The organism is Variovorax paradoxus, assembly GCF_030815855.1.
GTDB classification, from domain to species: Bacteria; Pseudomonadota; Gammaproteobacteria; order Burkholderiales; family Burkholderiaceae_C; genus Variovorax; species Variovorax paradoxus_M.
Genome location: NZ_JAUSXG010000001.1, coordinates 2,317,200 through 2,340,347 on the forward strand (window position 1 = coordinate 2,317,200; position 23,148 = coordinate 2,340,347).

The 23,148-nt window shown below is 68.0% G+C and carries 21 protein-coding genes; 16 read left to right on the top strand and 5 right to left on the bottom strand.

Going from position 1 to position 23,148, the window contains the following annotated elements; translation table 11 throughout:
- Positions 1-46: 46 nt before the first annotated feature.
- From QFZ42_RS10780 to QFZ42_RS10790, 3 genes are read left to right on the top strand one after another with little or no spacing between them, the layout of a single operon-like run.
- Positions 47-745: a GntR family transcriptional regulator gene (locus QFZ42_RS10780; RefSeq protein WP_307700947.1), complete on the top strand. Its 699-nt coding sequence runs from the start codon at positions 47-49 to the stop codon at positions 743-745.
- A gap of 9 nt (positions 746-754) precedes the next feature.
- Entirely contained in the window at positions 755-3,850 is a 3,096-nt protein-coding gene (locus QFZ42_RS10785) for an FAD-binding and (Fe-S)-binding domain-containing protein (RefSeq protein ID WP_307700948.1), read from the top strand.
- A gap of 4 nt (positions 3,851-3,854) precedes the next feature.
- The gene (locus QFZ42_RS10790; protein WP_307700949.1) at positions 3,855-4,424 is read left to right on the top strand and encodes a methylated-DNA--[protein]-cysteine S-methyltransferase; all 570 of its coding nucleotides are present in this window, start codon (positions 3,855-3,857) and stop codon (positions 4,422-4,424) included.
- On the opposite strand, the gene QFZ42_RS10795 is transcribed toward QFZ42_RS10790, so the two are convergent.
- Positions 4,421-5,305: a LysR substrate-binding domain-containing protein gene (locus tag QFZ42_RS10795; protein ID WP_307700950.1), complete on the bottom strand. Its 885-nt coding sequence runs from the start codon at positions 5,303-5,305 to the stop codon at positions 4,421-4,423. The genes QFZ42_RS10790 and QFZ42_RS10795 overlap by 4 nt on opposite strands.
- 78 nt (positions 5,306-5,383) lie before the next feature.
- On the opposite strand from QFZ42_RS10795, the gene QFZ42_RS10800 reads away from it, so the two are divergent.
- From QFZ42_RS10800 to QFZ42_RS10815, 4 genes are read left to right on the top strand one after another with little or no spacing between them, the layout of a single operon-like run.
- Positions 5,384-6,553 (top strand): MFS transporter, encoded by a 1,170-nt coding sequence (locus QFZ42_RS10800; protein WP_307700951.1) that lies wholly within the window; start codon positions 5,384-5,386, stop codon positions 6,551-6,553.
- The gene (locus QFZ42_RS10805) at positions 6,550-7,164 is read left to right on the top strand and encodes a pyridoxamine 5'-phosphate oxidase family protein (protein ID WP_307700952.1); all 615 of its coding nucleotides are present in this window, start codon (positions 6,550-6,552) and stop codon (positions 7,162-7,164) included. The genes QFZ42_RS10800 and QFZ42_RS10805 overlap by 4 nt, the downstream gene beginning before the upstream one ends.
- A 49-nt stretch (positions 7,165-7,213) precedes the next feature.
- Positions 7,214-7,705: a helix-turn-helix domain-containing protein gene (locus QFZ42_RS10810; protein ID WP_307700953.1), complete on the top strand. Its 492-nt coding sequence runs from the start codon at positions 7,214-7,216 to the stop codon at positions 7,703-7,705.
- On the top strand, positions 7,702-8,109 hold the full coding sequence (locus QFZ42_RS10815; RefSeq protein ID WP_307700954.1) for a VOC family protein: 408 nt from the start codon (positions 7,702-7,704) through the stop codon (positions 8,107-8,109). Before QFZ42_RS10810 ends, QFZ42_RS10815 begins: the two co-directional genes overlap by 4 nt.
- A gap of 69 nt (positions 8,110-8,178) precedes the next feature.
- Here QFZ42_RS10815 and QFZ42_RS10820 read toward each other — a convergent pair whose 3' ends face one another.
- The 3 genes from QFZ42_RS10820 to QFZ42_RS10830 are packed head-to-tail and all read right to left on the bottom strand — an operon-like array spanning position 8,179 to position 10,646.
- Entirely contained in the window at positions 8,179-8,355 is a 177-nt protein-coding gene (locus QFZ42_RS10820) for a nucleotidyltransferase family protein (RefSeq protein ID WP_307700955.1), read from the bottom strand.
- Positions 8,346-8,765, bottom strand: coding sequence for a nucleotidyltransferase family protein (locus QFZ42_RS10825; RefSeq protein WP_307700956.1), 420 nt, complete (start codon positions 8,763-8,765; stop codon positions 8,346-8,348). Before QFZ42_RS10825 ends, QFZ42_RS10820 begins: the two co-directional genes overlap by 10 nt.
- A gap of 15 nt (positions 8,766-8,780) precedes the next feature.
- On the bottom strand, positions 8,781-10,646 hold the full coding sequence (locus QFZ42_RS10830; protein ID WP_307700957.1) for a M48 family metallopeptidase: 1,866 nt from the start codon (positions 10,644-10,646) through the stop codon (positions 8,781-8,783).
- Positions 10,647-10,858: 212 nt separating this feature from the next.
- Between QFZ42_RS10830 and QFZ42_RS10835 the strand changes: the two genes are divergently transcribed.
- The 7 genes from QFZ42_RS10835 (at position 10,859) to QFZ42_RS10865 (ending at position 18,869) form a co-directional block, all read left to right on the top strand.
- Positions 10,859-12,082, top strand: coding sequence for a multidrug effflux MFS transporter (locus QFZ42_RS10835; protein ID WP_307700958.1), 1,224 nt, complete (start codon positions 10,859-10,861; stop codon positions 12,080-12,082).
- A 95-nt stretch (positions 12,083-12,177) separates the two neighbouring features.
- Positions 12,178-13,533 (top strand): MFS transporter, encoded by a 1,356-nt coding sequence (locus QFZ42_RS10840; protein WP_373423385.1) that lies wholly within the window; start codon positions 12,178-12,180, stop codon positions 13,531-13,533.
- A 20-nt stretch (positions 13,534-13,553) separates the two neighbouring features.
- Positions 13,554-14,186 carry a paraquat-inducible protein A gene (locus QFZ42_RS10845; RefSeq protein ID WP_307700960.1) on the top strand — a complete coding sequence of 211 codons (633 nt, stop codon included), beginning with the start codon at positions 13,554-13,556 and terminating at the stop codon, positions 14,184-14,186.
- Entirely contained in the window at positions 14,183-14,896 is a 714-nt protein-coding gene (locus tag QFZ42_RS10850; RefSeq protein WP_307700961.1) for a paraquat-inducible protein A, read from the top strand. The genes QFZ42_RS10845 and QFZ42_RS10850 overlap by 4 nt, the downstream gene beginning before the upstream one ends.
- Positions 14,893-16,536 (top strand): PqiB family protein, encoded by a 1,644-nt coding sequence (locus QFZ42_RS10855; protein ID WP_307700962.1) that lies wholly within the window; start codon positions 14,893-14,895, stop codon positions 16,534-16,536. The genes QFZ42_RS10850 and QFZ42_RS10855 overlap by 4 nt, the downstream gene beginning before the upstream one ends.
- A complete protein-coding gene (locus QFZ42_RS10860) occupies positions 16,533-17,177 on the top strand; it encodes a PqiC family protein (protein ID WP_307700963.1) in 645 nt (214 codons plus the stop codon). Before QFZ42_RS10855 ends, QFZ42_RS10860 begins: the two co-directional genes overlap by 4 nt.
- A 90-nt stretch (positions 17,178-17,267) precedes the next feature.
- On the top strand, positions 17,268-18,869 hold the full coding sequence (locus QFZ42_RS10865; protein ID WP_307700964.1) for an MFS transporter: 1,602 nt from the start codon (positions 17,268-17,270) through the stop codon (positions 18,867-18,869).
- Between the two features lie 29 nt (positions 18,870-18,898).
- Here QFZ42_RS10865 and QFZ42_RS10870 read toward each other — a convergent pair whose 3' ends face one another.
- Positions 18,899-20,965, bottom strand: a complete 2,067-nt coding sequence (locus QFZ42_RS10870) for a S9 family peptidase (protein ID WP_307700965.1) — start codon at positions 20,963-20,965, stop codon at positions 18,899-18,901.
- Positions 20,966-21,071: 106 nt separating this feature from the next.
- Between QFZ42_RS10870 and QFZ42_RS10875 the strand changes: the two genes are divergently transcribed.
- Both QFZ42_RS10875 and QFZ42_RS10880 read left to right on the top strand, forming a co-directional pair.
- The gene (locus tag QFZ42_RS10875; RefSeq protein WP_307700966.1) at positions 21,072-21,728 is read left to right on the top strand and encodes a response regulator; all 657 of its coding nucleotides are present in this window, start codon (positions 21,072-21,074) and stop codon (positions 21,726-21,728) included.
- The gene (locus QFZ42_RS10880) at positions 21,728-23,098 is read left to right on the top strand and encodes a sensor histidine kinase (protein WP_307700967.1); all 1,371 of its coding nucleotides are present in this window, start codon (positions 21,728-21,730) and stop codon (positions 23,096-23,098) included. The genes QFZ42_RS10875 and QFZ42_RS10880 overlap by 1 nt, the downstream gene beginning before the upstream one ends.
- The last annotated feature ends 50 nt before the right edge of the window (positions 23,099-23,148 follow it).

Sequence of the window (23,148 nt, forward strand, 5' to 3'; positions counted from 1 at the left end):
GCGGCGGTGGTTTTTTGCATTCAAAATGCATTGAAGGACAACAGACATGACCGCAGACATCATCGAAATCTCACGCCTCGCGCTGCACGACCAGGTGGCCGCGCGCCTGCGCACGATGCTGGTCGAAGGGCACATTGCCCCGGGCGCCAAGCTCAACGAACGCGAGTTGTGCCTTCAGCTGCGCGTGTCGCGCACGCCGCTGCGCGAAGCCATCAAGCTGCTCGGGGCCGAAGGGCTGGTCGACCTGTTGCCCAATCGCGGCGCCGTGGCGGTGAAGCTCACCGAGGCCGACGTGCTCAACACCTTCGAGGTGCTGGCGATGCTCGAAGGCATGTCGGGCGAGCTGGCGGCCAAGCGCATCACCGACGAAGAACTGGCCGAGTTGCGCGCGCTGCACTACGAGATGATGGCCTGCTTCGCGCGGCGCGATCTCTCGGGCTACTACCGGCTCAACGCACGCATTCACACGGCCATCAACGAGGCCGCGGGCAACCCGGTGCTTGCCAGTACCTATCGCTCGATCAACGCCCGCGTGCAGTCGCTGCGCTTCAGAACCAACCAGAACGAGGTCAAGTGGAAGCACGCGGTCGAAGAGCACGAGCAGATGATCGATGCGCTGGCTGCGCGCGACGCCGCCGCCATGCGCAAGGTGCTTGTCGCGCATTTGATGCGCAAGCGAGACACGGTGCTGGAGCTGATGCGCGCCGGCGAAATCTATCCCCAGGCCCACAACAAGGCGAGCTGAGCCCACATCATGCGCATCGATCCCGCCAGCCAGATCCAGCCCGCCGGAACGGTTCTTCCACCCAACGACACCTGCGAACTGCTCGAACGCCGGCTGCGTGCCGAGACCGAGGGCGAGGTGCTGTTCGACAGCGGCTCGCGCGGGCGCTACGCCACCGACGCGTCGATCTACCAGATCACGCCGGTCGGCGCTTTCGTGCCGACCAACGAGCGCGACATTGCCACCGCCATCGACATCGCTCGAGACCTGAAGGTGCCGGTGCTCGCGCGCGGCGGCGGCACCAGCCAGTGCGGACAGACCACCGGCGCCGCGCTGGTCATCGACAACAGCAAGCACTTCCGCCGCGTGCTCGACGTGAACGTGGAAGAGGGCACCGCCACCGTCGAACCCGGCCTGGTGCTGGACCATCTGAACGCGCAGCTCCGGGCCCACAGGCTCTGGTATCCGGTCGATGTGTCGACCAGCGCGCAGGCCACGCTGGGCGGCATGGCGGGCAACAACTCCTGCGGCTCGCGCTCCATCGCGTACGGCAACATGGTGCACAACGTGCTGGGGGCGACCGCCTGGCTCTCGAACGGCGAGCTGGTGGAATTCGGGCCCGAGGCCACGCTGGGCGCGCGCGCGGCCGGCATTGCGCAGTTCGTGCACGGGCTGGCACGGGAACACCGCGAGCAGATCCATGCCCACTGGCCCAAGGTGCTGCGCCGCGTGGCCGGCTACAACCTCGACATCTTCGACAACCAGAGCGAGAAGCCTTACACCGCGGACGGCAGCGTGAACCTCGCGCACCTCTTGATCGGTGCCGAAGGCACGCTGGCCTACACCAGGAGCCTGAAGCTCAAGTTGGCGCCATTGCCCAGCGCCAAGGTGCTGGGCATCGTGAACTTCCCGACCTTTCATGCGGCCATGGACGCGGCGCAGCACATCGTGAAGCTGGGCCCCACGGCGGTGGAGCTGGTCGACCGCACGATGATCGAGCTCAGCCTTGCCAATCCGGCCTTCAAGCCGACCGTGGAAACGGCGCTCATCGGCAAGCCGGCGGCCATTTTGCTGGTCGAGTTTGCCGGCACCGAGAAGGCCGCGCTGCTGCCGCAACTCAGGCAACTGGTCGAGCTGATGGGCGACCTCGGCCTGCCCGGCAGCGTGGTCGAAATGCCCGACGAGGCGCGCCAAAAAAACCTGTGGGAAGTGCGCAAGGCCGGCCTCAACATCATGATGAGCCTGAAGGGCGACGGCAAGCCGGTGAGCTTCATCGAAGACTGCGCCGTGCCGCTCGAGCACCTGGCCGAATACACCGATGCGCTCACCGAAGTGTTTGCCAGGTACGGCAGCCGCGGCACCTGGTACGCGCATGCCTCGGTCGGCACGCTGCACGTGCGGCCGATTCTCGACATGCGCGCCGACGGCGGCGCCAAGATGCGCGCCATTGCCGAAGAAGCCGCGGCGCTGGTGCGCAAGTACAAGGGCGCGTTCAGCGGCGAGCACGGCGACGGCCTGTGCCGCGGCGAGTGGATCGAATGGCAGTTCGGACCAGCCGTCAACGAGGCCTTTCGCGCCATCAAGCAGAAGCTCGATCCGGCCAACCTCTTCAACCCCGGCAAGATCGTCGACACGCCGCGCATGGACGACGGTGCGCTGTTCCGCTTTGCGCCGCCCACGGCGCCCAAGCCGTACCGGCGCATCGAACTCAAGCCGGTGCTCGACTGGTCGGCCTGGAACGTCAATGCCGACCCGGTGACCGAGAAGACCACCGCGCCCGGTACCGGCGGCGACAGCACCGGCGGCCTCGCCAAGGCCGTGGAGATGTGCAACAACAACGGCCACTGCAGAAAGTTCGACGCCGGCACCATGTGCCCGAGCTACCGCGTGACGCGCGACGAGCAGCACCTGACGCGCGGACGCGCCAACACGCTGCGGCTCGCGCTCTCGGGCCAGCTCGGCCCCGATGCGTTCACCAGCGAACAGATGCACGAGACCATGGACCTGTGCGTCGGCTGCAAGGGCTGCAAGCGCGACTGCCCGACCGGTGTCGACATGGCGAAGATGAAGATCGAGTTTCTCGACCACTACAAGAAGCGCCACGGCCATACGCTCAAGGACAGGCTGGTGGCCTACATGCCCGACTACGCGCACAAGGCGAGCCGCGTGCCGTGGCTCATGAATCTTCGCAACACCTTGCCCGGCGCGGCCTGGCTCGGCGAAAAGCTGCTGGGCTTTTCCGCTCGCCGGTCGCTGCCCGAATGGCGCTCCGACACGTTCTGGCGCGCCAAGGCCGACATGCATGGCATGTTCGCCAGCCGCGAGGCGGTGTTGTCGGTGCGGGCGAGCGGCGGCAAGGCCGCGGTGCTTTTCGTCGACACCTTCAACGGCACCTTCGAAAGCGAGAATGCGCTGGCGGCGGCGCGCGTGCTCAAGGCCGCGGGCTACACGCTGCACACGGTCGAGAAGAGCGGCGGGCACCATTGCTGCGGTCGCACCTTCCTGGCCAGCGGCATGGTGGCCGAGGCCAAGCGCCGCGCCGAGGCGCTGATCGATGCGCTGCGGCCCTTTGCGGAGGCGGGCATTCCCGTCGTCGGGCTCGAGCCTTCCTGCCTGCTCACGCTGCGCGACGAAACCCTGGTGATGGGTTTCGGCAAGAAGGCCGAAACCGTGGCCAAGCAGGCCCTGCTGTTCGAAGAGTTCATCGCGCGCGAGCTGAGGGCGGGCCGCTTCGAGCTTGCCCTCACGCCCGCCACGGCGCCGATCTTGCTGCACGGCCATTGCCACCAGAAGGCCTTCGGCGCGGTCAGCCCGGTGCTCGACGTGCTGCGGCTCATTCCCGGCGCCGAGCCCGAACTGATCGAAAGCTCATGCTGCGGCATGGCGGGCAGCTTCGGCTACGAGGCGCGCCACATCGATGTGTCGATGCAGATGGCCGAGGCCAGCCTGCTGCCGGCGATTCGCGCGGTTCCGAACGCCATCGTGGTGGCCGACGGCACCAGCTGCCGCCACCAGATCGGAGACGGCGCGCAGCGCGAGGCCGTGCACGTGGCCGTGTTGCTGGAGCGGCATCTGCTGCCGCCCACCCGGGCGGCCGAGCCGGGTGAGCGGAGTGGCACAAAATGACGCGATGAACGCAGCATCCATCGGCAGCGACATCATCGAGCCCGGCTTCGCGCTGTTCGACACCGCCATCGGCATTTGCGCGCTGGCCTGGGGGCCGCGCGGGCTCGTGGGTGTGCAACTGCCTGAAGACAACGGCGAAGCCGCCACCCGCGCACGCATGCGGCGCCGCTTCCCCGAGCTGCCCGAATCGGAACCGACCGGGAGCGCACAGCAGGCTGTCGCGGCCATCCAGGCCTTGCTGCAAGGCGCGGCCGACGACCTGAGGCACATCGTTCTCGACATGAGCCAGGTGTCGGAATTCCATCAACGCATCTATGCGATTGCACGGCGCATTCCGCCAGGCCAGACGCGCACCTATGGCGAGATTGCGGCCGAGTTGGGCGACAAGGGCCTGTCGCGCGCGGTGGGCCAGGCCATGGGCCACAACCCGTTCGCGCCGGTGGTGCCGTGCCACCGCGTGCTGGCCGCGGGCAACAAGCCCGGCGGCTTTTCGGCGGGCGGCGGCGCGCTGACGAAACTGCGCATGCTCGATATCGAAGGCGCGCGGCCGAACGGGATGGCTTCGCTGTTCTAGCGCGGGCCCATCATCTCCTCGAACCATTGCGCGACGTACACCGCTTCGGGTGCGGCATCGGGCGCCAGGCCGTAGTAGTAGCGGTTCAGCGTCATGCGCAGTGCGGGGAGCGGCGACTGCAGCCGGCCCGAGGCCAGGTCGTGCGCCACGAGAGAGGTCGGTGCCAGCGCGATGCCCAGCCCGTCGACCGCGGCCTGCAGCACGAAGTGCAGGTGGTCGAACTGGAGCCGGCCCGCCGGTTTGGTACGCGGTGCGCCGACGTGCTTCTTCCAGTCGTCCCAGTCTTCCTTGCGCGTGCGGGCCGACAGCTGCACGTGCGAGGCCAGCGCGCGCAAGTCCGCGAGCGGATGCGCCTTGAACAGCGCCGGCGCACCGACCACCAGCACCTCGTCTTCGAGGAACGGGCGCACCTCGATGGAGGGCGGCCAGCCCTCGAGCCCGCGTCGCACCGCGATGTCGAAGCTGCCCGCGGCCTGCTCGGGCATGACCGTGCTCGTGACCACCTGCGGTTCGATCTCGGGGTAGCGCTCGACGAACGAAGGCAGGCGCGGAATGAGCCACCGCACTGCGAAGGAGGGCCGCACGTTGATCCTGACGGCACGGGCCGGCCCCTGCGCCTGCAGCGCGCGCGCCGCCGCATGGATCTGCGCGATGGCCGGGCCTGCCTCGGCAAAGAACTGCTGTCCTTCCGCGGTCAACGCGACCTGGCGGACGCGGCGTTCGAACAGCGCAACGCCCAGGCATTCCTCCAGGCTCTTGATCTGCCGGCTCACCGCACTGTGCGTCACATGAAGCTCGATGGCCGCCCGCGTGAAACTCTGGTGGCGGGCCGCGGCGACGAAAGCGCGCACGGCATTGAGAGGCGGTTCGCGAAGCGGCATGCGTGCAATTTTCTCACGCATGGCGGGCGTTAATGTCGTTTGTCGGCATGCCACCCCAAGGCGCACCATGCGCGCTCGATGTTTCGCACCACCCCCGCTCCCGCTCCCACTGCCATCGACCTGAACTCGCGCCACGCGGCCATCGCGCTCGGGCTTTCGCTGCCCGCCGACGTGGTGCTCTACCTGCTGCTGCCGATGTATGCCGGGCAGTTCGGCGTGACGCTGGCGGAAGCCGGCATGCTGCTTGCGGCCAATCGGCTCGTGCGCATTGCAGGCTACGGCGCGGTGGCGCGCTTCTATGCGCGCAACGGCGACCGGCTCACATGCAGCATCGCGGTCGTCGCGGCTGCGTTCTGCGGACTCGGCTACGCCACGCTGTCGGGTTTCTGGGCGCTGCTTCCATTGCGGCTCGTGTGGGGCCTGTGTTTTGCCGCGCTCAATCTGTCGACGCAATCGCTGGCCACCGCCGAGCAGTTGGGTGCGGCGCGCCGCAGCGGGCGTTCGCGCGCGCTCATCGCGATGGGGCCGGTGCTGGCGCTGCCGCTGGGTGCGCTGCTGGCGCAGTGGGCCGGCCCGCGCATCATCTTCGGCATTCTTGCCGTGTTCTCGCTGTTGGCGGTGCTTGCTGCGAGGCGGCTGCCTTCTGTGCCGCATGGCACCGGACCACAACGGGCACGGCGCTTCAAGTGGCCCAACAGCCTCGATGCCTGGTCGTTCATGGAAGGGCTGACGCTCGACGGGCTCTTCATCGTCGGCCTGTCCTATCTGGGCAAGGACCTGATGCCGGGCGGCGCGGTGGTCATGGCCGGTTCGCTGATGGCGCTGCGCTACCTGGCGGAAATTCTGCTGAGCCCGGTCGGCGGCCGCATGGCGGAGCGCTTCGGTGCCGAGCGGCTGCTGGTGAGCCTGTCGCTCGTGACGGCGATTGCACTGGCCGGCTTCGGCCTTGGCTGGCTATGGAGCTGCGCGGCATCGATCGTGGTGCTGCGCGCCTTGCAGCTGCCCTTGCTGCCGCCCATCGTGGCGCGCCGCACGCCGGGGCCGGAGCGCATGCATGCGCTGGCCGCGCGTGCGGTGTGGCGCGACATCGGCGCTGGCATCGGGCCGCTGCTGGCCGGGCTCCTGTTGCCGGTTGTGGCATCGTCGTGGCTCTACGGCAGTTGCGCGCTGCTGCTGGCCGCGGCGGCGCTGGCGTGCGGTAAAAACCCGTCAGCCCCGGTAGACAAAAAACAAGGAGCGACCCCGTGACCCATGCCATCGACACCGTCGAGCAGCTCGAAGCGCTGTTCGGCCAGCCCGGCGAAGCTTCGCTCAAGAAGGAAGTGCCGTACCTGCACCCGAGCTACCAAGCGCTGATTGCCGCGTCGCCGCTTGCGGTGCTCGCCACCACGGGACCGGGCGGCCTCGACGCATCGCCGCGCGGCGACCCGCCGGGTTTCGTCGCGGTGCAGGACGAGAAGACGCTGCTGCTGCCCGAACGGCGCGGCAACAACCGCATCGACAGCTTGCGCAACATCGTGGCCGATCCGCGCGTGGCGCTGCTGTTCCTGATACCTGGGGTGGGCGAGACATTGCGCGTGAACGGAAGGGCGCGCATCACGGTCGCCCCGGACCTCATGGCACGCTTCGCGGTCGAGGGCAAGCCGCCGCAGTGCGTGATCGAGATCCGGGTCGAGTCGGTGTACTTCCAGTGCGCCCGCGCGATCCAGCGATCGAAGCTCTGGACCCCGCGGGCGGCGAATGCCAAGCCCGAAGTGCCGACGGCCGGGGCCATTCTTTCCGCGCTCACCGATGCGGCCTTCGATGGCGCGGCGTATGACCGGGAACTGCCGGCGAGGCAGCGGGCGACGCTGTACTGAGATGTCGGAAGCAAAGGAAACCACTTTTCAACGTGCAGCCGACAGCGGCATGAGCGAGCCTCCCGCAAGCCAGGACCCGGCGCTGCTGCGTCGGCTGCTGCGCGCAAAAGACCGGATGGACGCCGCATCGCACGAGGAGTGGCCCGTGGGCCGGCTGGCGCAGGTGAGCGGCGTCTCGGAGGCTCACTTTGCGCGATCGTTCAAGCAGGCTTTCGGCATCCCGCCGCACCGGTACCTGCTCACGCGGCGCATCGAGCGGGCGATGGCGCTGCTGCGCGAAACCGATCGGCCCATCACCGACATCGCCTTCGACACGGGCTGGGCGAGCCTGGGCACCTTCGGGCGCACGTTCCGCGACGTCACCGGCGACAGCCCCAGCGCGATCCGCTCGCGCGGAAGGGCGACCGCGCACGAGCTCGGCCGCGTGCCGCTGTGCATCGCCAGTGCAGCGCAGCGGCCCGACCTCACGACCGCAGTTTCGGAGAAGCGGCGCCGAACGGCGGACGGTACAAACGAGCCTCAACAACAGGAGAGTCCATGAAGCCAGGGATTGAAGTCGTCGGTTTGTACGTGCGCGATCAAGACGAGGCGCTTGCGTTTTATGTGGAGAAGCTCGGTTTCCGCGTGCACACCGACGTGGGAAACGGCGACTATCGATGGCTCACGGTGCAGCACCCCGAACAGCCGTTGTTCCAGCTCGGCCTGTTCAGGCCCGGGCCGCCGGTGCTCGATGCCGCGACGGCACAGACGGTGCGCGAGTTGGTGGCCAAGGGTGCCATGCCCCCGCTCGTGCTGACGGTGGACAACTGCCGCGCTGCCTTCGACCGGATGCTGGGCCTGGGAGTGGAGTTCACGCAGGAGCCGGTGGATCGCTACGGCACCGTGGATGCCGGCTTTCGCGACCCGTCGGGGAACGGATGGAAGATGATCCAGGCGCGCGGCTGAGAAAGCCGCCCTGAACCGGGAAGGAGAAAACGGCGGTCCCGGACCGGCCGTTCGCAGCCGACCCTGCGTTCAGGCCATGCCGATCGAAAGCCGCGGCCACCGCTCGCCGAATCGCTTCGACTCGACGCGCTGCAGGTAGGTCGCGGCGGTGGCCCGGAGCGGGTTGTGCCGAACACGCAATTCGAACAGGTCGCCGAGTCCATGCGGTGCGACGACGCCCACCGAACCGTTCTCGTTCAGGTACACGCCGACGCAGGTCGCAAATTCCGGCCATGTCGCGACACCTTCTTCGAGAGCGATGCGAGAGGCGGCACCACCTGGCCCAGCGCGGCGGCGAACCAGCGATGCACGCCCGCCTGGTTCGTGACCTCCCAGCGAAGGTGGGGCATGGCCGCATGAAGCCGGCCCTCGAGCTCGGCATCCTGCGTTGGCGCCGCCTTCGCGTCGAAGTAGACGACGTCCATGTCTTCCACCGGCGAACGCTGGTCGAAGCCATGCAGGACATCCCATACCAATGACCGGACGGCGCCGGCGCCGATGCACCAGGAGGGGAGTCCGAGCGAGCGGACGGTTCGCAGCGCCTCCATCAACGCGTCGGATGCGTGGACGATGGCAACCAGCCTCTGAGCCAGTTGCGTCTCGGCGCTCGAATTCATTTTGGCCGGGCGCGGCTATGACGCCTGTTCTTGCGGCTCTTGCTGCTGCGCCCTCATGATCTGGTGCCGCTGCCAGTAGCGCCCGACCACACCCTTGAAGTTCTCCTTCTGCTTGCCGAGGCCGCCCACCTTCACCTTGGTGGTGCGCGCGCCCAGCATGCCCTTGTCGTGGTGCGTGACGATCAGCACGTCGCCGAAGGTGTTGTCCTGGAAGGTCAGGTCCTTGACCTCGTCCCATCCGATCGTCGAGCCGCCCTCGACGCTCTGGTGCAGCCCCTCATGGCTCACCTGCACGCGTTCGTTGTTCTTCAGCGCAAATTCGACCGGCGGAAAGTGGCGCAGCACCACGACGCGTTCTTCTTCCGTGGCCGGTTCGTAGCGGTAGGCAAGGCTCAGTTCGTGGTTCTGGACGAAGCGCTGCTCGTAGTCGCTCCAGAGCCGCGCCTCGATGTCGGCCGCAGTCTCGATCTCGTCGGCCCACGAGGCCTCCGGCGCGGTCGAGACAATGGCGCCGTAAGCGCTTTCGGGCACGTGATGCCCGACGTTGCGCATGCGTTCCAGGAGCGGCGGGTGGGTGTCGTAGGGATGCGGCACGTCGGCGGTCTTCATCGTCTCGATGAACGCATCCGAGCCGGCATACGGCGGCAGGCCGGCGGCCACGAAGCCCGCAATGCCGAGCGCGCCGTCATGCTGGCGGTTCTGCTCGAACAGCTTTCGTTCGACGTCGTTGCGATAGCTCGCGTAGGCCGAAATCTTGATGAGCGATTGCACGATGGCGTTCGGTGCCGTGAGGCCGGCGGAAACACGGTCGGCCATGAATTCGCGTTCGCGGCTGTCGCGCGCCAGGGCGAACGAGAAGATCATGCGGTACAGGCGCAGCAGAAAGTGCGCCACGATGGTCAGCCCGCCGCTGCGCATGTCCCAGGTGTACTGATCGAACTGCAGCAGCTTGGGGCCGAGCGCGGCGCTGCTGCGGGTGTCGCCACCGCCCAGGTGGGCCAGCTCGTGCGCGAGCACCGCGTCGGCTTCGGTCTGGTCGAGCACGCGCAGCAGCGGAATGCTCACGAACAGCGTGCGGCCGTGCAGCGCGCGGCCGCGAACTTCGCAGGGCGCCTCGGTCACGAAGAAGTTGGTGTCGATGCCGGCCACGATCTGGTCGGGCGGCGCGGTCTTCACGCGCGTGGCCAGTTCGCGGATGCGGTCCCACAGGCGAGGCGCATCGGCCTCGGCCACCACTTCACCCTCGATCTCGTTGCCCGAAGGCAGCTTCTTGAAGAGCGTGTAGATCGCATAGAACACGGCCACCGCCGCTGCAATGCCCGCGATGGCGATCAGCTTGACGTAATAGCGCTCCATGAAGTACGCAGTGAGCCAGAACGACAGCCACACCAGCATCGCGCTCTGCAGCACGACCTCGACCGCGCTCGACACCGTCATGAGCCGCCAGCCCGCGACGAAGCTGGCATAGCGCAAGCCGCGGTTGGCGAAGGCGAGGGCGCCCAGCACCAGGGCGGCTGCCAGCAGCGCTGCACCGAGCGCCAGCGTCCAGAGGGCTGCGCGGTCGGCCCAATGGAACTGCCATTGCATCGAATAAGGACTGCACACCTGATCGTGAAAGTCCTTGTCCTCGGGTGCGGTGGCATCGCAGGCCTTGGACAGCGGGTGGCTGCGATAGAACTCGGCGGTCTGTGCCTTGTCGCTCGCGGACAGCCGGGTGTCGGATGCGATGCGGGCTTCGATTGCCTGCAGGAATTCGGTGTCCTGCGAACGCAGCGCGTATTCGGTAAAAACCAGCGTCGCCGCCGGAATGGCGAAAAGCGACACCAGGGTCAGTAAAAACACGCGAAAAAGGTCTTTGTGGATCGTGCGCGCGACGGCCATGGGTAACTCCCTCCAGGAGACTGTTGTTGTGAATCGTTGTAAAAATTCCGGGAAGCCGATAGCGTAGCTGCGGTTTGCTGTCTTGCGAATATCGGACAGCGCGCATGCAAAGGACGTGAATACCAAGTTCGTACTCTTTGTCCAGAATTAGCAACGGCGCGATGCCGACCCCACGCCTGCATCGTTGCCCGCGCTTGGCGACAATCGGTCGAATGCGTTCTTCTCCCTTCTTCAAGATGGCCCTGTTGCTGGGCCTGCTCTCCGCCATCGGCCCGTTCGCCATCGACATGTACCTGCCGGCGCTGCCGGCCATCGGCCAGACGCTGCGGGCCGACATCGGCGCGGTGCAGATGAGCCTCACGGCGTTCTTTCTCTCGCTGGGCGCGGGCCAGCTGCTGTACGGACCGATCTCGGACATGGTCGGGCGCAAGCCGCCGCTCTATGCCGGGCTGGCGCTGTTCGCGCTCGCGAGCGTGGGCTGCGCGCTGGCCACCGACATCCAGACGCTGATCGTGCTGCGCTTCGTGCAAGGCCTGGGCGCGGCCGCCGGCATGGCGATTCCGCGCGCGGTGGTGCGCGACCTGCACACCGGCACCGATGCGGCGCGGCTCATGTCGCTGCTGATGCTGGTGTTCAGCGTGTCGCCGATCCTCGCGCCGCTGGCGGGCAGCGCCGTGATTGCGGTGGCGGGCTGGCGCGGCGTGTTCTGGGCCGTGACCATCGCCGCCGTGGCCGGCCTCGCGATGATGGTCACGCAGCTGCAGGAAACGCGGCCTCCGTCCGAGCGCGTGGAAAGCAGCCTCGGCAGCGCCTTGTCGGCGTACTGGCTGCTGCTGCGCGACTGGCACTATCTCGGGCTGGTGTTCATCGGCAGCTTCGCACTGGCGGGCTTTTTCACTTACCTGGCGAATTCGTCGTTCGTGATGATCGACCACTACGGCCTGTCGCCGACGCTGTACAGCGTGGCCTTCGGCGTGAACGCGGCGGCTTTCATCGGCGCCTCGCAGCTCACGGGCTCGCTCGGCGAGCGCTTCGGGCTGGTGGGCCTCGTCAAGTTCGGCGTGGCGGCCTCGAGCGCGGCCATGCTGGCCATGTTCGCGTACTTCGCCACGGGCGGCGACAGCCTCTGGGTGCTGATCGTGCTGTACTTCATCGCCTCGGGTTTCATGGGCCTGGTGATTCCGACCACCGGCGTGCTGGCGCTGGAGATGCACGGCGCCATTGCCGGCACGGCCTCGGCATTGCTCGGCACGCTGCAGATGCTGACCGGCGCGCTGGCCATGGGCGTGGTGGGCCTGTTCAGCGACGGGCGCCCGCTGCCGATGGTGACCGGCATGGCCGGCGGCGCGCTGATCGCGCTGGTGCTGACCTGGCTCACGCTGGGCCACGTGCGGTCGGCACCCACCCGCAGGGCACAAGAGGCGCAAGAGGCTTGAACACGACACGCGCAGGCGCCGAAGCCCGAGCGTCCGAAGACATCAACCCCGCGCAGCCCATCGACGGCCTGGACCAGCCCGCGCGCCAGCGCGCGATGCTGGTGATCATTCTCGGCATCATGGTGGCCGTGCTCGACGGCACCATCGTCAACCTCGCGCTGCCGGGCATCGCGCGCGAACTGCAGGCCAGTCCGTCGCACGCCATCTGGGTGGTCAACGCCTACCAGATCGCCACGCTGGTCATGCTGCTGCCGCTCGCATCGCTCGGCGACCTGGTCGGCTACCGGCGCGTCTACCTGGTGGGCATGGCGGTGTTCACCGTGTCTTCCATCGGCGCCACTTTTGCCGATTCGCTGGCCACCCTGATCGCCGCGCGCGCGTTCCAGGGCCTGGGCGCGGCCGGCATCATGAGCGTGAATGCGGCGCTGGTGCGGCTGACCTTTCCCTCGGCGTTGCTGGGCCGCGGCATGGCCATCAACTCGATGGTGGTGGCCACGTCGTCGGTGGCGGGGCCTTCGGTGGCCGCGGCCATCCTGTCGGTGGCATCGTGGCCGTGGCTGTTCGCCATCAACGTGCCGCTCGGGCTGCTCGTCTTCACGCTGGGCATGAAGGCGCTGCCGTTCAACCGCGTGGCGCCGGCGGCGGGGTTGCGCTTTTCGCCCATCGACGTGGCGCTGAACGTGCTGATGTTCTCGCTGGTGTTCCTGGGCGTCGACCGCCTGGGCGTGCGCGAGGGGAGTGCGGCCGGTGGTGGTTCGCAATCGACCGCCTGGCTCATCCTGCTGGCCGGGCTGGCGGTGGGCTTCGTCTACATCCGGCGGCAGCGCAAGCTGGCGGTGCCGCTCTTTCCGATCGACCTGCTGCGCATTCCGGTGTTCGCGCTCTCCATGGGCACATCGGTGGCTGCGTTCTGCGCCCAGATGCTGGCCTACATCGGGCTGCCGTTCCTGCTGCTCGACGTGTACGGCCGCAGCCACATCGAAGCGGGCTTGCTCATCACCGCCTGGCCGTTGGCCATCGTGGTCATGGCGCCCATCGCGGGCCGGCTCATCGGGCGCTACCCCGACGGGCTCTTGGGCGGCATCGGGCTGGGCCTGCTCGCCATCGGGTTGGCCCTGCTGGCTTTGCTGCCGGAGCATCCGGCCAATGCCGACATTGCCTGGCGCATGGCGCTGTGCGGCCTGGGCTTCGGGCTGTTCCAGTCGCCGAACAACCACACCATCGTGACCGCGCCGCCGGCCCACCGCAGCGGCGCAGCCAGCGGCATGCTCGGGACGGCGCGGCTCACAGGCCAGACGCTCGGCGCCGTGGTGTTGGCGGGCGTGTTCAGCGTCTGGAGCCCGCACGGCGGCCACGGGCCGGTGGTGGCGCTGGTGCTGGCCGCCTGTTGCGCCGGCGTCGCGGCGGTCTTCAGCAGCCTGCGGCTGAAGACGACAGGGCACCACGGCTGAATAGGTTAGGGTACGGCCCTATGACGGAAGTACCTGAAACCGTGGTGTGCCCGGGCTGCGATGCGGTCTTCAGCCGCGCGCCCCTGAAGCCGCGAGAGGTATCGCGCTGCGCCCGTTGCGGCACCGAGCTGTACCGCCACCCGGGCGACCAGCAGCGCCGCATCCTGCCGCTCACGGTGGCGTCGCTGATCATGTTCGCCATTGCCAACCTGTTTCCGATCGTCGAGATCGAGATCAAGGGCCTGCGCAGCCAGACCACGCTGGCCGGCGCCGTGCTGGTGCTGAGCACCGAAGGCATGTCGCCGGTGGCGTTGCTGGTGCTGGCGACGACGCTTCTTTTTCCTTTGCTGCAGCTGTGCATCCTGGCCTATCTGCTGGTGCCGCTCAGGCGCGAGCACAGGCCGCCCGGCTTTGCCATTCTGGTGCGCGCGATGCAGATGCTGCGGCCCTGGGGAATGGTCGAGGTGTTCCTGCTCGGCGTGCTGGTGGCGATCGTCAAGCTATCGAGCATGGCCACCGTGGTGGCCGGGCCGGCGCTCTGGGCCTTCATGGCGCTCACGGTCATGCTCACCGCCGTGCTCTCGTTCAATCCCAACGCCTTCTGGGAAATGACCTTTCGCCCGCCCGGCGAGCCCGAGCAGGAGCCGGCGTGAACGGCCCCTTCCGCCACCTCGAAGACGACGAAGACGAGACCCCGGCCGCGACAGCCGCCTCGCTCGGGCTGCTGGCCTGCCCGCATTGCGATGCCGTCTGGCGCGATGCCGCCGAGGGCGAACCCTGCGGCCGCTGCGGCACGCACCTGTACACGCGCAAGCCCTACAGCCTGAACCGCACCTGGGCCTTCCTGATTGCGGCCTGCATCATGTACATACCGGCCAACCTGCTGCCGGTGATGATCACGCGCACGCTGTTCGGGGCGCAATACGACACCATCCTGAGTGGCGTGATCTATTTCTGGGTGTCGGGCGCCTATGGGCTCGCGGCCATCATCTTCATTGCCAGCTTTCTGGTGCCGCTCTTCAAGCTCACGGTGCTGATCCTGCTCGCCCTGCTGGCGCAGCGCGGCAGCGGCTGGCGACGGCCCGAGCGGGCGAGGCTCTATCACATCGTCGAGATCATCGGCCGCTGGTCGATGCTCGACGTGTTCGTGGTGTCGCTCCTCACCGGGCTGGTTCAGATCCAGGGCTTTGCGGTCATCAACGCGGGCGTGGGCATTGCGGCGTTCGGCTCGGTGGTGGTGCTGACCATGCTGGCCTCGCTGAGCTTCGACCCCAGGCTCACATGGGACAGCAGGCAGCAGCAGGAAGCCGAACGGGAACGCAACGAACCGGCACGTGACAACAGGGAAGAAAAGCCAGCATGAGTGATGAAGACCTCAAACCGAACGACAACCAGGCCCCGCCGGGCTTGCCTCCGCCGCGCGTGGTGCGCCGGCGCGAATGGCTGCCTTCGCTGATCTGGCTGATTCCCATCGTCGCCGCGCTGGTCGGCGTGATGCTGGTGGTCAAGATCCTGATGGAGCGCGGGCCCGAGATCGTGCTGACCTTCAATACCGCCGAGGGCCTGGAGGCCAACAAGACGGCCGTCAAGTACAAGGACGTGCAGATCGGTACCGTGCAGAGCCTGCGGCTGGCGCGCGACCGGTCGCACGTGCGGGTGACGGTGCAGCTCAGCAACGAGGCCAAGAGCTTCACCGCCGAAGACTCGCGCTTCTGGGTGGTGCGGCCGCGGCTCGACACCTCGGGCATCTCAGGCCTGGGCACCTTGCTGTCGGGTGCCTACATCGGCGCCGATGCGGGCGTGTCGACGGAAACCGCGAGCGAGTTCAAGGGGCTGGAGGTGCCGCCCATCGTCACGCGCGATGCCTCGGGCCAGCAGTTTTTGCTGCGCGCCACCGACGTCGGCTCGCTCGACGTGGGCTCGCCGGTGTACTTCCGGCGCATCAAGGTGGGACAGGTGGCGGCCTACGAACTGGACGGCGACGGCCGCGGCGTGACGATGCGCATTTTCGTCAACGCGCCGTACGACAAGTTCGTGGGCGTCAACACGCGGTTCTGGCAGGCCAGCGGCATCGACGCCCAACTGAGCGCCAGCGGGTTCACGCTGCGCACGCAGTCGCTCGCCACCATCCTGCTCGGCGGCATCGCCTTCAAGGCACCGGACGATGCCATGGGGCCTCTGGCCAAGGAGAACACGGCGTTCACGCTGGCCGAAGACGAAACCACGGCCATGAAGGAACCCGACGGCCCGCCGCAAACGCTGCTGATGTATTTCAACCAGTCGCTGCGCGGCCTCACGCCGGGCGCGCCGGTCGACTTCCGCGGCGTGGTGATCGGCGAGGTCAAGTCCATCGGCGTGGAGTTCGACCGCGCCGAGCGCGAGTTCCGCATGCCCGTGCTGGTGCAGGTCTACCCCGACCGGCTGCGCCGCCGCGCCGGCGAAACCGGCGTCGAATCGCGCGCCACGCAGCAGGAGCGCTTGCGCTTCCTGACCGAGAAAGGCTTGCGCGCCCAGCTGCGCAGCGGCAACCTGCTGACGGGGCAGGTGTACGTGGCGCTCGACTTCTTCCCGAAGGCGCCGCCCGTCAAGATCGACGTGGCGAAAAACCCGATCGAGCTGCCTACCGTGGCCAACAGCCTCGACGAGATCCAGTCGCAGGTGCAGGAAATTGCAAGCAAGCTCAACAAGGTGCCCTACGAGCAGATTGCGGCAGACCTGCGCACCACGCTCACCGCGCTCAACAAGACGCTCGCCAGCACCGAGCAGGCGGTGACCCGCATCAACACCGACGTGACGCCCGAGCTCGCGGCCGCCATGAAGGACGTGCGCAAGACGGTCAACAACGCCGAGCGCACGCTGGCCGACGATTCGCCGCTGCAGCAGGACATGCGCCAGACGCTGCGCGAACTGACCCGCGCCGCGGGCTCGGTGCGCGTGCTGACCGACTACCTCGAGCGGCACCCCGAGTCGCTGCTGCGCGGCAAACCGGACGACAAGAAATGAAGAAGAAACAACAACAAGCGTTCCCGCTCGCTGCCGCCGCAGTGGCCGCCGGGCTGATGGTGCTTGCAGGCTGCGCGAGCAAGCCCGACAACTACTACACGCTGGCAAGCCCGGTGGCAGCCGCGGACGCCGCGCCATCGACCCTCGGCACCGCCGCGCCGCTCCACATCGAGCTCGCGCCGGTGGCCGTGCCCGAACGGCTCGCGCGGCCGCAGATGGTGGTGGGCCGGCAAACCGGCAGCGTGCAGGTCGACGTGCTCGAACAGCACCGCTGGGCCGCGTCGTTCGAAAACGAATTGCAGGATGCGCTGGCCAGCGGCATCGCGGCGCGGCTCGGCGCGCTCGACGTCACCAAGGGCGGTCGGCAAACATCGCAGCCCGTGTGGCGCATCGCAGTGCAGGTGCGCCAGTTCGACGCTGTCGATGGCGGCCGCGTGGACGCGGGCTTCAACTGGACGCTGCGTCGCTCCGATGAAGCCCGCACGGTGGTGTGCCAACTGAATGTTGGCGAAGCGGTTGGGGGCGGTATCGACGCGGTGGCGCAAGGCGCGCAGCGCGTGACCGCGGCCGCGGCCGCGGCGATTGCGCGCAGCGTGAGCGCGGCGCGGGCGAACCCCGCGGCGACCGCGTGCACGCTCTGATTCTTTCTCCCTCAGTTGGCGGCTGCCCCCATCCCAACCTTCCCCGGAGGGGGAAGGAGCAAGACCCGAATCGAATAATCGGAGACCACCATGGCACAGATCGGCAAGGCACCCTGCGACAACACGCTGATCCTGCATGGCGCCAAGACGCAAGAGGGCGCCTGTCCCGAAGCCTCCAAACCGTGGGTGCTGGCCGCCGCCATCGTCGGCTCGAGCATGGCCTTCATCGACGGCACGGTCGTCAACGTCGCGCTGCCGGCCATTCAGTCCGATCTGCGGGCCACCGCGTTCCAGGCGCAGTGGGTGGTCGAGTCCTATGCCTTGCTGCTGGCGGCGCTGCTGCTGGTGGGCGGCGCGCTCGGCGACCATTTCGGGCGGCGCCGCATCTTTGCGATCGGCGTCGGCATCTTCGCCGTCGCTTCGGTGGCCTGCGGGCTTGCCGGCAACGTGCAGCAGCTGATTGCCGCACGCGCGGTGCAGGGCGTCGGCGCCGCGTTGCTGGTGCCCGGCAGCCTGGCGCTCATCAGCGCGTCGTTTCCCGAGAAAGAGCGCGGCAAGGCCATCGGCATCTGGTCGGGCTTCAGCGGCATCACGGCGGCCGCGGGGCCGGTGCTCGGCGGTTTTCTGGTCGATCATTTCTCATGGGCCTGGGCCTTTCTCATCAACGTGCCGATGGCGCTGCTGGTGTTGTGGATCGTGTGGCGGCACGTGCCTGAAAGCCGCGGCTCGTCGGCCAGCGGCGGGCTCGACTTCTTCGGCGCGCTGCTGGCAACCGCCGGCCTTGGCGGCATCGTCTACGCCTTCATCGAGGCACCGACGCAGCACTGGAATTCGCCCGCGGTTCTGGCCGCCATGGCCATCGGCATCGCGGCCAGCGCAGGCTTCATTGCCGTGGAGCGCAAGGCGCGCACGCCGATGCTGCCGCTGGCGCTGCTGCGCATCGGCAACTTCAGCGGCGCCAACCTGCTGACCTTGCTGCTGTATGCGGCGCTCGGCGGCGGGCTGTATTTCTTCCCGCTCAACCTGATCCAGGTGCAGGGCTACTCGGCCACCGTGGCGGGCGCGGCGCTGCTGCCGTTCATCTTCATCATGTTCGCGCTCTCGGGCTGGGCCGGCCAACTGGTCGACCGCTTCGGCCCGCGGCTGCCGCTGGTGATCGGTCCCGCGATGGCCGCCGTGGGCTTTGCCTTGTTCGCGGTGCCCGGCGTGGAAGCGAGCTACTGGCGCGGCTTCTTTCCCGCCGTGGTGGTGCTGGGCTTCGGCATGACCGTGACCGTGGCGCCGCTCACCACCACCGTGATGAACGCGGTCGGGCCGGAGCAGGCCGGCGTGGCGTCGGGCGTCAACAATGCGGTGTCGCGCGCGGCCGCCGTGCTGGCGATTGCGGTGTTCGGCGTGGTCATGGCGTGGGCCTTCGATGGCGCGTTGGCCGAGAGCCTGCGCGGCATGGGAGCTTCGGCGGAAGTGTCGGCGTTTCTCGAAGGCGAGCGCAGCAAGCTGGCCGGCGCCGCGCTGCCGCCGGGCGTCGATGCCGCAACGGCTTCGGCCGTCAAGCGCGCCGTGGCCGAATCTTTCGTGGCCGGCTTTCGATGGGTGATGCTGCTGAGCGCCGGGTTGGCCGTGCTCAGCGCGTTGAGCGCCTGGCTCATGATTGGCGGCGGGCCCGCGAAGGAGCGCAAGAGCGACGGCTGACAAAGCCGTGCCGGCCCATCGTCCGGCGGCTATGACCGGGGCATCAGCTCGTAGAAGTCGAACCCGTTGCTGCGCCCGCCGAGACACACCGCCAGGGTGTCTTCGATCTTTCGCCATTGCGCGAGCCGGTTGCGCCACTTGCGCACGCTGTGGCCTTCGTCGGGAAAGCTCATGTACTCGACGGGCCGGCCGAGCTTCTGGAGCGTGGCCACGACCTCGTCCGAGTCCTCCCGCAGCACGCGCACGTCGTTGGCGCCATGAATCACGAGCAGCGGCGCGGTGATGCGGTCGATCTGCGAGATGGGCGAATCCTGCAGCATGCGCGCGCGTTCTTCCGGCTTGTTCACGTCGCCGAAGAATGCTGCGAAGTAATGGCGGTTGCGCCAGAAGGGCGGCCAGTTCTCGATCACGCGGGGCCAGTTGGCAACGCCCACCAGGTCGACGCCGCAGCGGTAGTCGTGCGGCTTCTGAATGAGCTGGGCGAGCACCGAGAAACCGCCGAAGCTGCCGCCGAGCACGGCCATGCGTTTCGGGTCGGCCACGCCCTGGTCGATGGCCCATTGCACGGCCTCTGCGATGTCGCGCTGCAGCCGTCCGCTGGTCTCTCGTGCGCCGGCCATCATGAAGGCACGTCCGTAGCCGCCGGAGCCTCGGTAGTTCACCTGGAGCACCGCGTAGCCCCGGTTCGCCAGCATCTGCGTTGGCGTGAAGCTGGCGGACTGCCATGAGTCTCGAACCCAGGGGCCGCCATGAATGTTGACCACCAGCGGCGCCGGCCCTTGCACCCCGCGCGGCCGCACGAGGTAACCATGGACCACCAAGCCATCGGACGCCTTGAAGGAATAGGGTTCCATCGGCGAAAAGAGGTCGGCGGTCGGCTCACGCGGCGGGGTGAGCCGCGCAACCTGGCCGCTGTTGCGGTCGAGCAGCAGCTCCACGCTTTCGTTTTCGGTGGTCGAGCGCAGCACCATGCGGCGCTGGTCGGTGGTCATGCTCGCGGGCCGCGTGATGACGGGCTCGGCATTCAGCCAGCCGCGTTCCCTGGCCACTTTCACGGCGCCGGCCACTTCGCCGCCCAGCGCGGTGTCGAGGTAGGCGATGCGAGGGCGGCCAGGTTCGGAGACGTAGGCCAGCGGCGCCCCCTGCTGCGGCGGGAACACGCCGTAGTCGAGGTCGACGGCCGCATCTTCCGCCACCAGCTTCTCCGCGCCGGTGGCCAGATCGGCCTCGACCAGCACGACCTTGTCGCGCTCCGCATTGGTCAATGCCCAGAGCCGCCCCGCCTCGCGGTCGATGCGCTGGGGCCAGAAGGAGTTGAAGGCCTTCACCGTCTTGAAGGCGCGCCAGCTGCCGTCGGGTTGGCGCAGCTCCAGCTGCGAGTCGGAGCCGTCGACGCTGCCGAGCTGGCGCATGCGGCCCGCGAGTTCACGCCGGGTATCGATGAACCAGGCGAGCACGCGGCTGTCGGGCTCGCTGCGCGCAATTTCGCGCACGGTACGCGTGCGGGCATCGCCTTCGAACAGGTCCATGCTGGAGCGGTCCCGCTGGTTGTTCGCGAAGAAGAAGGTGGCGCTGCCGGGCGCGCCCCATCCCAGCATGGCCGAGCGCACGCCGGGCCATGGCGTGACGGCCCAGGGCTTGGCGCCCGGCGCTTCGGTGTCGAGCACGAAGATCTGCGTGTTCTCGTCGCCCGTGAAATCCTTCAGGTAAGCGAGGTGGCGGCTGTCGGGCAGCCACAGGTAGGTGGGCCCGGACACGAAGGGCCGCGCGAGCGTGCCGGTCGCGAAGGTGCGGGTGCTGGCGCTGTTGACCTCGGCGGCATCGGCTGTCTTGCGCACGCCAAGGCCGACATCGGTGCCGACCGCCTGCACCCAGACGAGCTGCTGGCCATCCGGCGAGAGCACGTGGCCATTGACCGCGTCGATGTTCGCCACGAAGCGCCGCATCGGCACGAGAGGCGGGAGCGTGTTGTCCTGCCGCGCGGCAACGAGCGCGGGGTGCGTCGGGCCGGTGGCGCAGCCGGCAAGCAGCGCCAGGGTGCCGCACAGCGCAGCCATAGTGGCGGGCCAGCGTCCTGGAGTTCCGATGGTTTTCATTCTTTCTTTCCCTCTTGAATGTTCTGGTGTGCGGCTTGTCCGCGCCTGGATTCTGCGGGCCGCAACCTTTGGCTTTGCCAAAGGTTCGCTCGCGCACAATGGCCGGGTGCACATCCTGCTGATCGAAGACGACCTCGACCTTGGCCGCGCCTTGCAGGCCGCGCTGAAGGTCGACGGCTTGAGCAGTGAATGGCGCCGGCGGGCCGCCGATGCGCCGCGCACACTGGAAGGCACGGCCTTCGATTGCGTGCTGCTCGACCTGTCGCTGCCCGATGGCAACGGCCTCGAACTGCTCGCGCGCTGGCGGCGCGAAGGAAGCAGCCTGCCCGTGATCGTGATCACCGCCCGTTCCGCGGTGGAAGACCGGCTGGCCGGGCTCGACGGCGGCGCGGACGACTTCGTCATCAAGCCCTTTGCCACCGCCGAGCTGATCTCGCGCATTCGCGCCGTGCTGCGCCGCTCGGCGCGGCAGGCTGGCGAGGTCTGGACGTTGGGGCCCTTGGCAATCGAGCCGCGCCGGCATGCGGCGTCGCTGAATGGCAAGCCGCTGGAACTGTCGCCGCGCGAGTTCCGGCTTTTGCTCGAGCTGGCGCGTGAACCGGGGGCCGTGGTCGCCAAGGGCGTGCTCGCGCAAAAGCTGGAGCCGCTGGGCGAGCCGGTGGATTTCGCCGCGGTGGAGGTGCATGTGTCCAACCTGCGGCGCAAGATCGGCGGCACCATGGTGCACACCGTGCGCGGGGTGGGCTACATGCTCGCAGCGTGATGAGGACACTGTGGCGGGCGACGCTCGTGCAGCGCGTTTTTCTCGCGGTGCTGCTGGCCTTCGTCTTCGTGCTGCTGGCGTTGCAGGCCTACATGTACGTCAGTTTCCGGCAGTCGCTGGCCGTCGACCAGGGGCTGAGCAAGCTTGGCAGGTCGTTGGCGCAAGCAATCGGGCAGCTCGACGACGAAGCGCGCGCGCGTGCCGTCGTCGCCTCGGCCGAAACGATCTACAAGACCATGCGGATCAGCGGCAACGCGGCGGGAACCCTCCGGTTCCAGCTGTGGAGCCGCGAGGGCAAGCTGATTCATTCGTCGCCGGAACTGCGAGGTGATGTTCTTGCGGGACCGGTGCGCCAGGTGACGACGCAGCGTGTCGACGGCGAGCCTTATTGGGTTTACCAGGACGAAACCCCGCGCTGGTCGCTGCGCATGGCGGAGCCGGAGCGCACGTTCGCCAAGGTGCTCTCCAACAACACGCGCAACATGTTGCCGTACCTGCTGCTTGCGTTCCCCATCGTTCTGCTGCCGGTGTGGTTCGCGGTGAAGCACGGCTTGCGGCCGTTGCGCCGCCTGGCCGACGGCATCGGCCACCGGAAGGCGTCCGACCTTTCGCCGCTTGGCGTCGATCCGCCCTATGCGGAACTCAGGCCGCTGACCTCCGCGCTCGAGCGCATGCTGCAGCAGCTGCGCGACAAGGTGGAGCGCGAGCGCGCCTTCGTGCATGACGCCGCCCACGAACTGCGAACGCCGATGGCGGTGATTGCGGCACAGGCGCATGCGCTGGCCGGCGCGGACAGCAGCGAGAGCCGGGGCCGCGCCCAGGCCCACCTGGAGCAGGCGATTGCGCGGGCCTCGCACCTGACGCAGCAGTTGCTCGATCTCGCGTTGCTCGACGATGGCCTGCCCGCGGCGGCGAAGCGCGTGGACGTTGCGCAACTAGCCCGCGAGATCCTCGCGCAGGCGGCGCCCGGGGCCATGGCACGCGGCATCGAGCTGACGTTCGAGGCGCCGGACGGCCTGACCGCGCCCATCGACGTGCCGGCGTTCCAGTCGATTCTGGAGAACCTGCTCAACAATGCGATTCGCTATGTGCAGCAGGGCGCGCAAGTGGCCGTGATGCTGCGCGAAGAAAACAAAACCCTGGTGCTCACCGTGGCCGACGATGGCCCCGGGATTCTGCAGGCCGAGCGTGAACGGGTGTTCGAGCGTTTCTATCGCGGAGCCGGTCACGAGGCGAGCGGCTCGGGCCTGGGCCTCGCCATCGTCCGCCAGGCGGCCGCCCGCATGGAAGGCAGGGTGGAAGTGACCGAAGGCCTGGCGAAGAAGGGCGTGGGCTTCCGCGTCGTACTGCCGGTGGGCCCGAGGGGTTGACAAGCACCTCGCGCCGCCTCGATACTGAACCTCAAGGTTCATTATCAAAG

What these genes read in the sequence shown, in the direction of transcription:
- QFZ42_RS10780 (WP_307700947.1), top strand. Translation starts at nt 47, where the DNA reads ATGACCGCAGACATCATCGAAATCTCACGCCTCGCGCTGCACGACCAG.
- QFZ42_RS10785 (WP_307700948.1), top strand. Translation starts at nt 755, where the DNA reads ATGCGCATCGATCCCGCCAGCCAGATCCAGCCCGCCGGAACGGTTCTT.
- QFZ42_RS10790 (WP_307700949.1), top strand. Translation starts at nt 3,855, where the DNA reads ATGAACGCAGCATCCATCGGCAGCGACATCATCGAGCCCGGCTTCGCG.
- QFZ42_RS10795 (WP_307700950.1), bottom strand. Translation starts at nt 5,305, where the DNA reads ATGCCGCTTCGCGAACCGCCTCTCAATGCCGTGCGCGCTTTCGTCGCC.
- QFZ42_RS10800 (WP_307700951.1), top strand. Translation starts at nt 5,384, where the DNA reads ATGTTTCGCACCACCCCCGCTCCCGCTCCCACTGCCATCGACCTGAAC.
- QFZ42_RS10810 (WP_307700953.1), top strand. Translation starts at nt 7,214, where the DNA reads ATGAGCGAGCCTCCCGCAAGCCAGGACCCGGCGCTGCTGCGTCGGCTG.
- QFZ42_RS10815 (WP_307700954.1), top strand. Translation starts at nt 7,702, where the DNA reads ATGAAGCCAGGGATTGAAGTCGTCGGTTTGTACGTGCGCGATCAAGAC.
- QFZ42_RS10825 (WP_307700956.1), bottom strand. Translation starts at nt 8,765, where the DNA reads ATGAATTCGAGCGCCGAGACGCAACTGGCTCAGAGGCTGGTTGCCATC.
- QFZ42_RS10830 (WP_307700957.1), bottom strand. Translation starts at nt 10,646, where the DNA reads ATGGCCGTCGCGCGCACGATCCACAAAGACCTTTTTCGCGTGTTTTTA.
- QFZ42_RS10835 (WP_307700958.1), top strand. Translation starts at nt 10,859, where the DNA reads ATGCGTTCTTCTCCCTTCTTCAAGATGGCCCTGTTGCTGGGCCTGCTC.
- QFZ42_RS10840 (WP_373423385.1), top strand. Translation starts at nt 12,178, where the DNA reads ATGCTGGTGATCATTCTCGGCATCATGGTGGCCGTGCTCGACGGCACC.
- QFZ42_RS10845 (WP_307700960.1), top strand. Translation starts at nt 13,554, where the DNA reads ATGACGGAAGTACCTGAAACCGTGGTGTGCCCGGGCTGCGATGCGGTC.
- QFZ42_RS10855 (WP_307700962.1), top strand. Translation starts at nt 14,893, where the DNA reads ATGAGTGATGAAGACCTCAAACCGAACGACAACCAGGCCCCGCCGGGC.
- QFZ42_RS10860 (WP_307700963.1), top strand. Translation starts at nt 16,533, where the DNA reads ATGAAGAAGAAACAACAACAAGCGTTCCCGCTCGCTGCCGCCGCAGTG.
- QFZ42_RS10865 (WP_307700964.1), top strand. Translation starts at nt 17,268, where the DNA reads ATGGCACAGATCGGCAAGGCACCCTGCGACAACACGCTGATCCTGCAT.
- QFZ42_RS10870 (WP_307700965.1), bottom strand. Translation starts at nt 20,965, where the DNA reads ATGAAAACCATCGGAACTCCAGGACGCTGGCCCGCCACTATGGCTGCG.
- QFZ42_RS10880 (WP_307700967.1), top strand. Translation starts at nt 21,728, where the DNA reads ATGAGGACACTGTGGCGGGCGACGCTCGTGCAGCGCGTTTTTCTCGCG.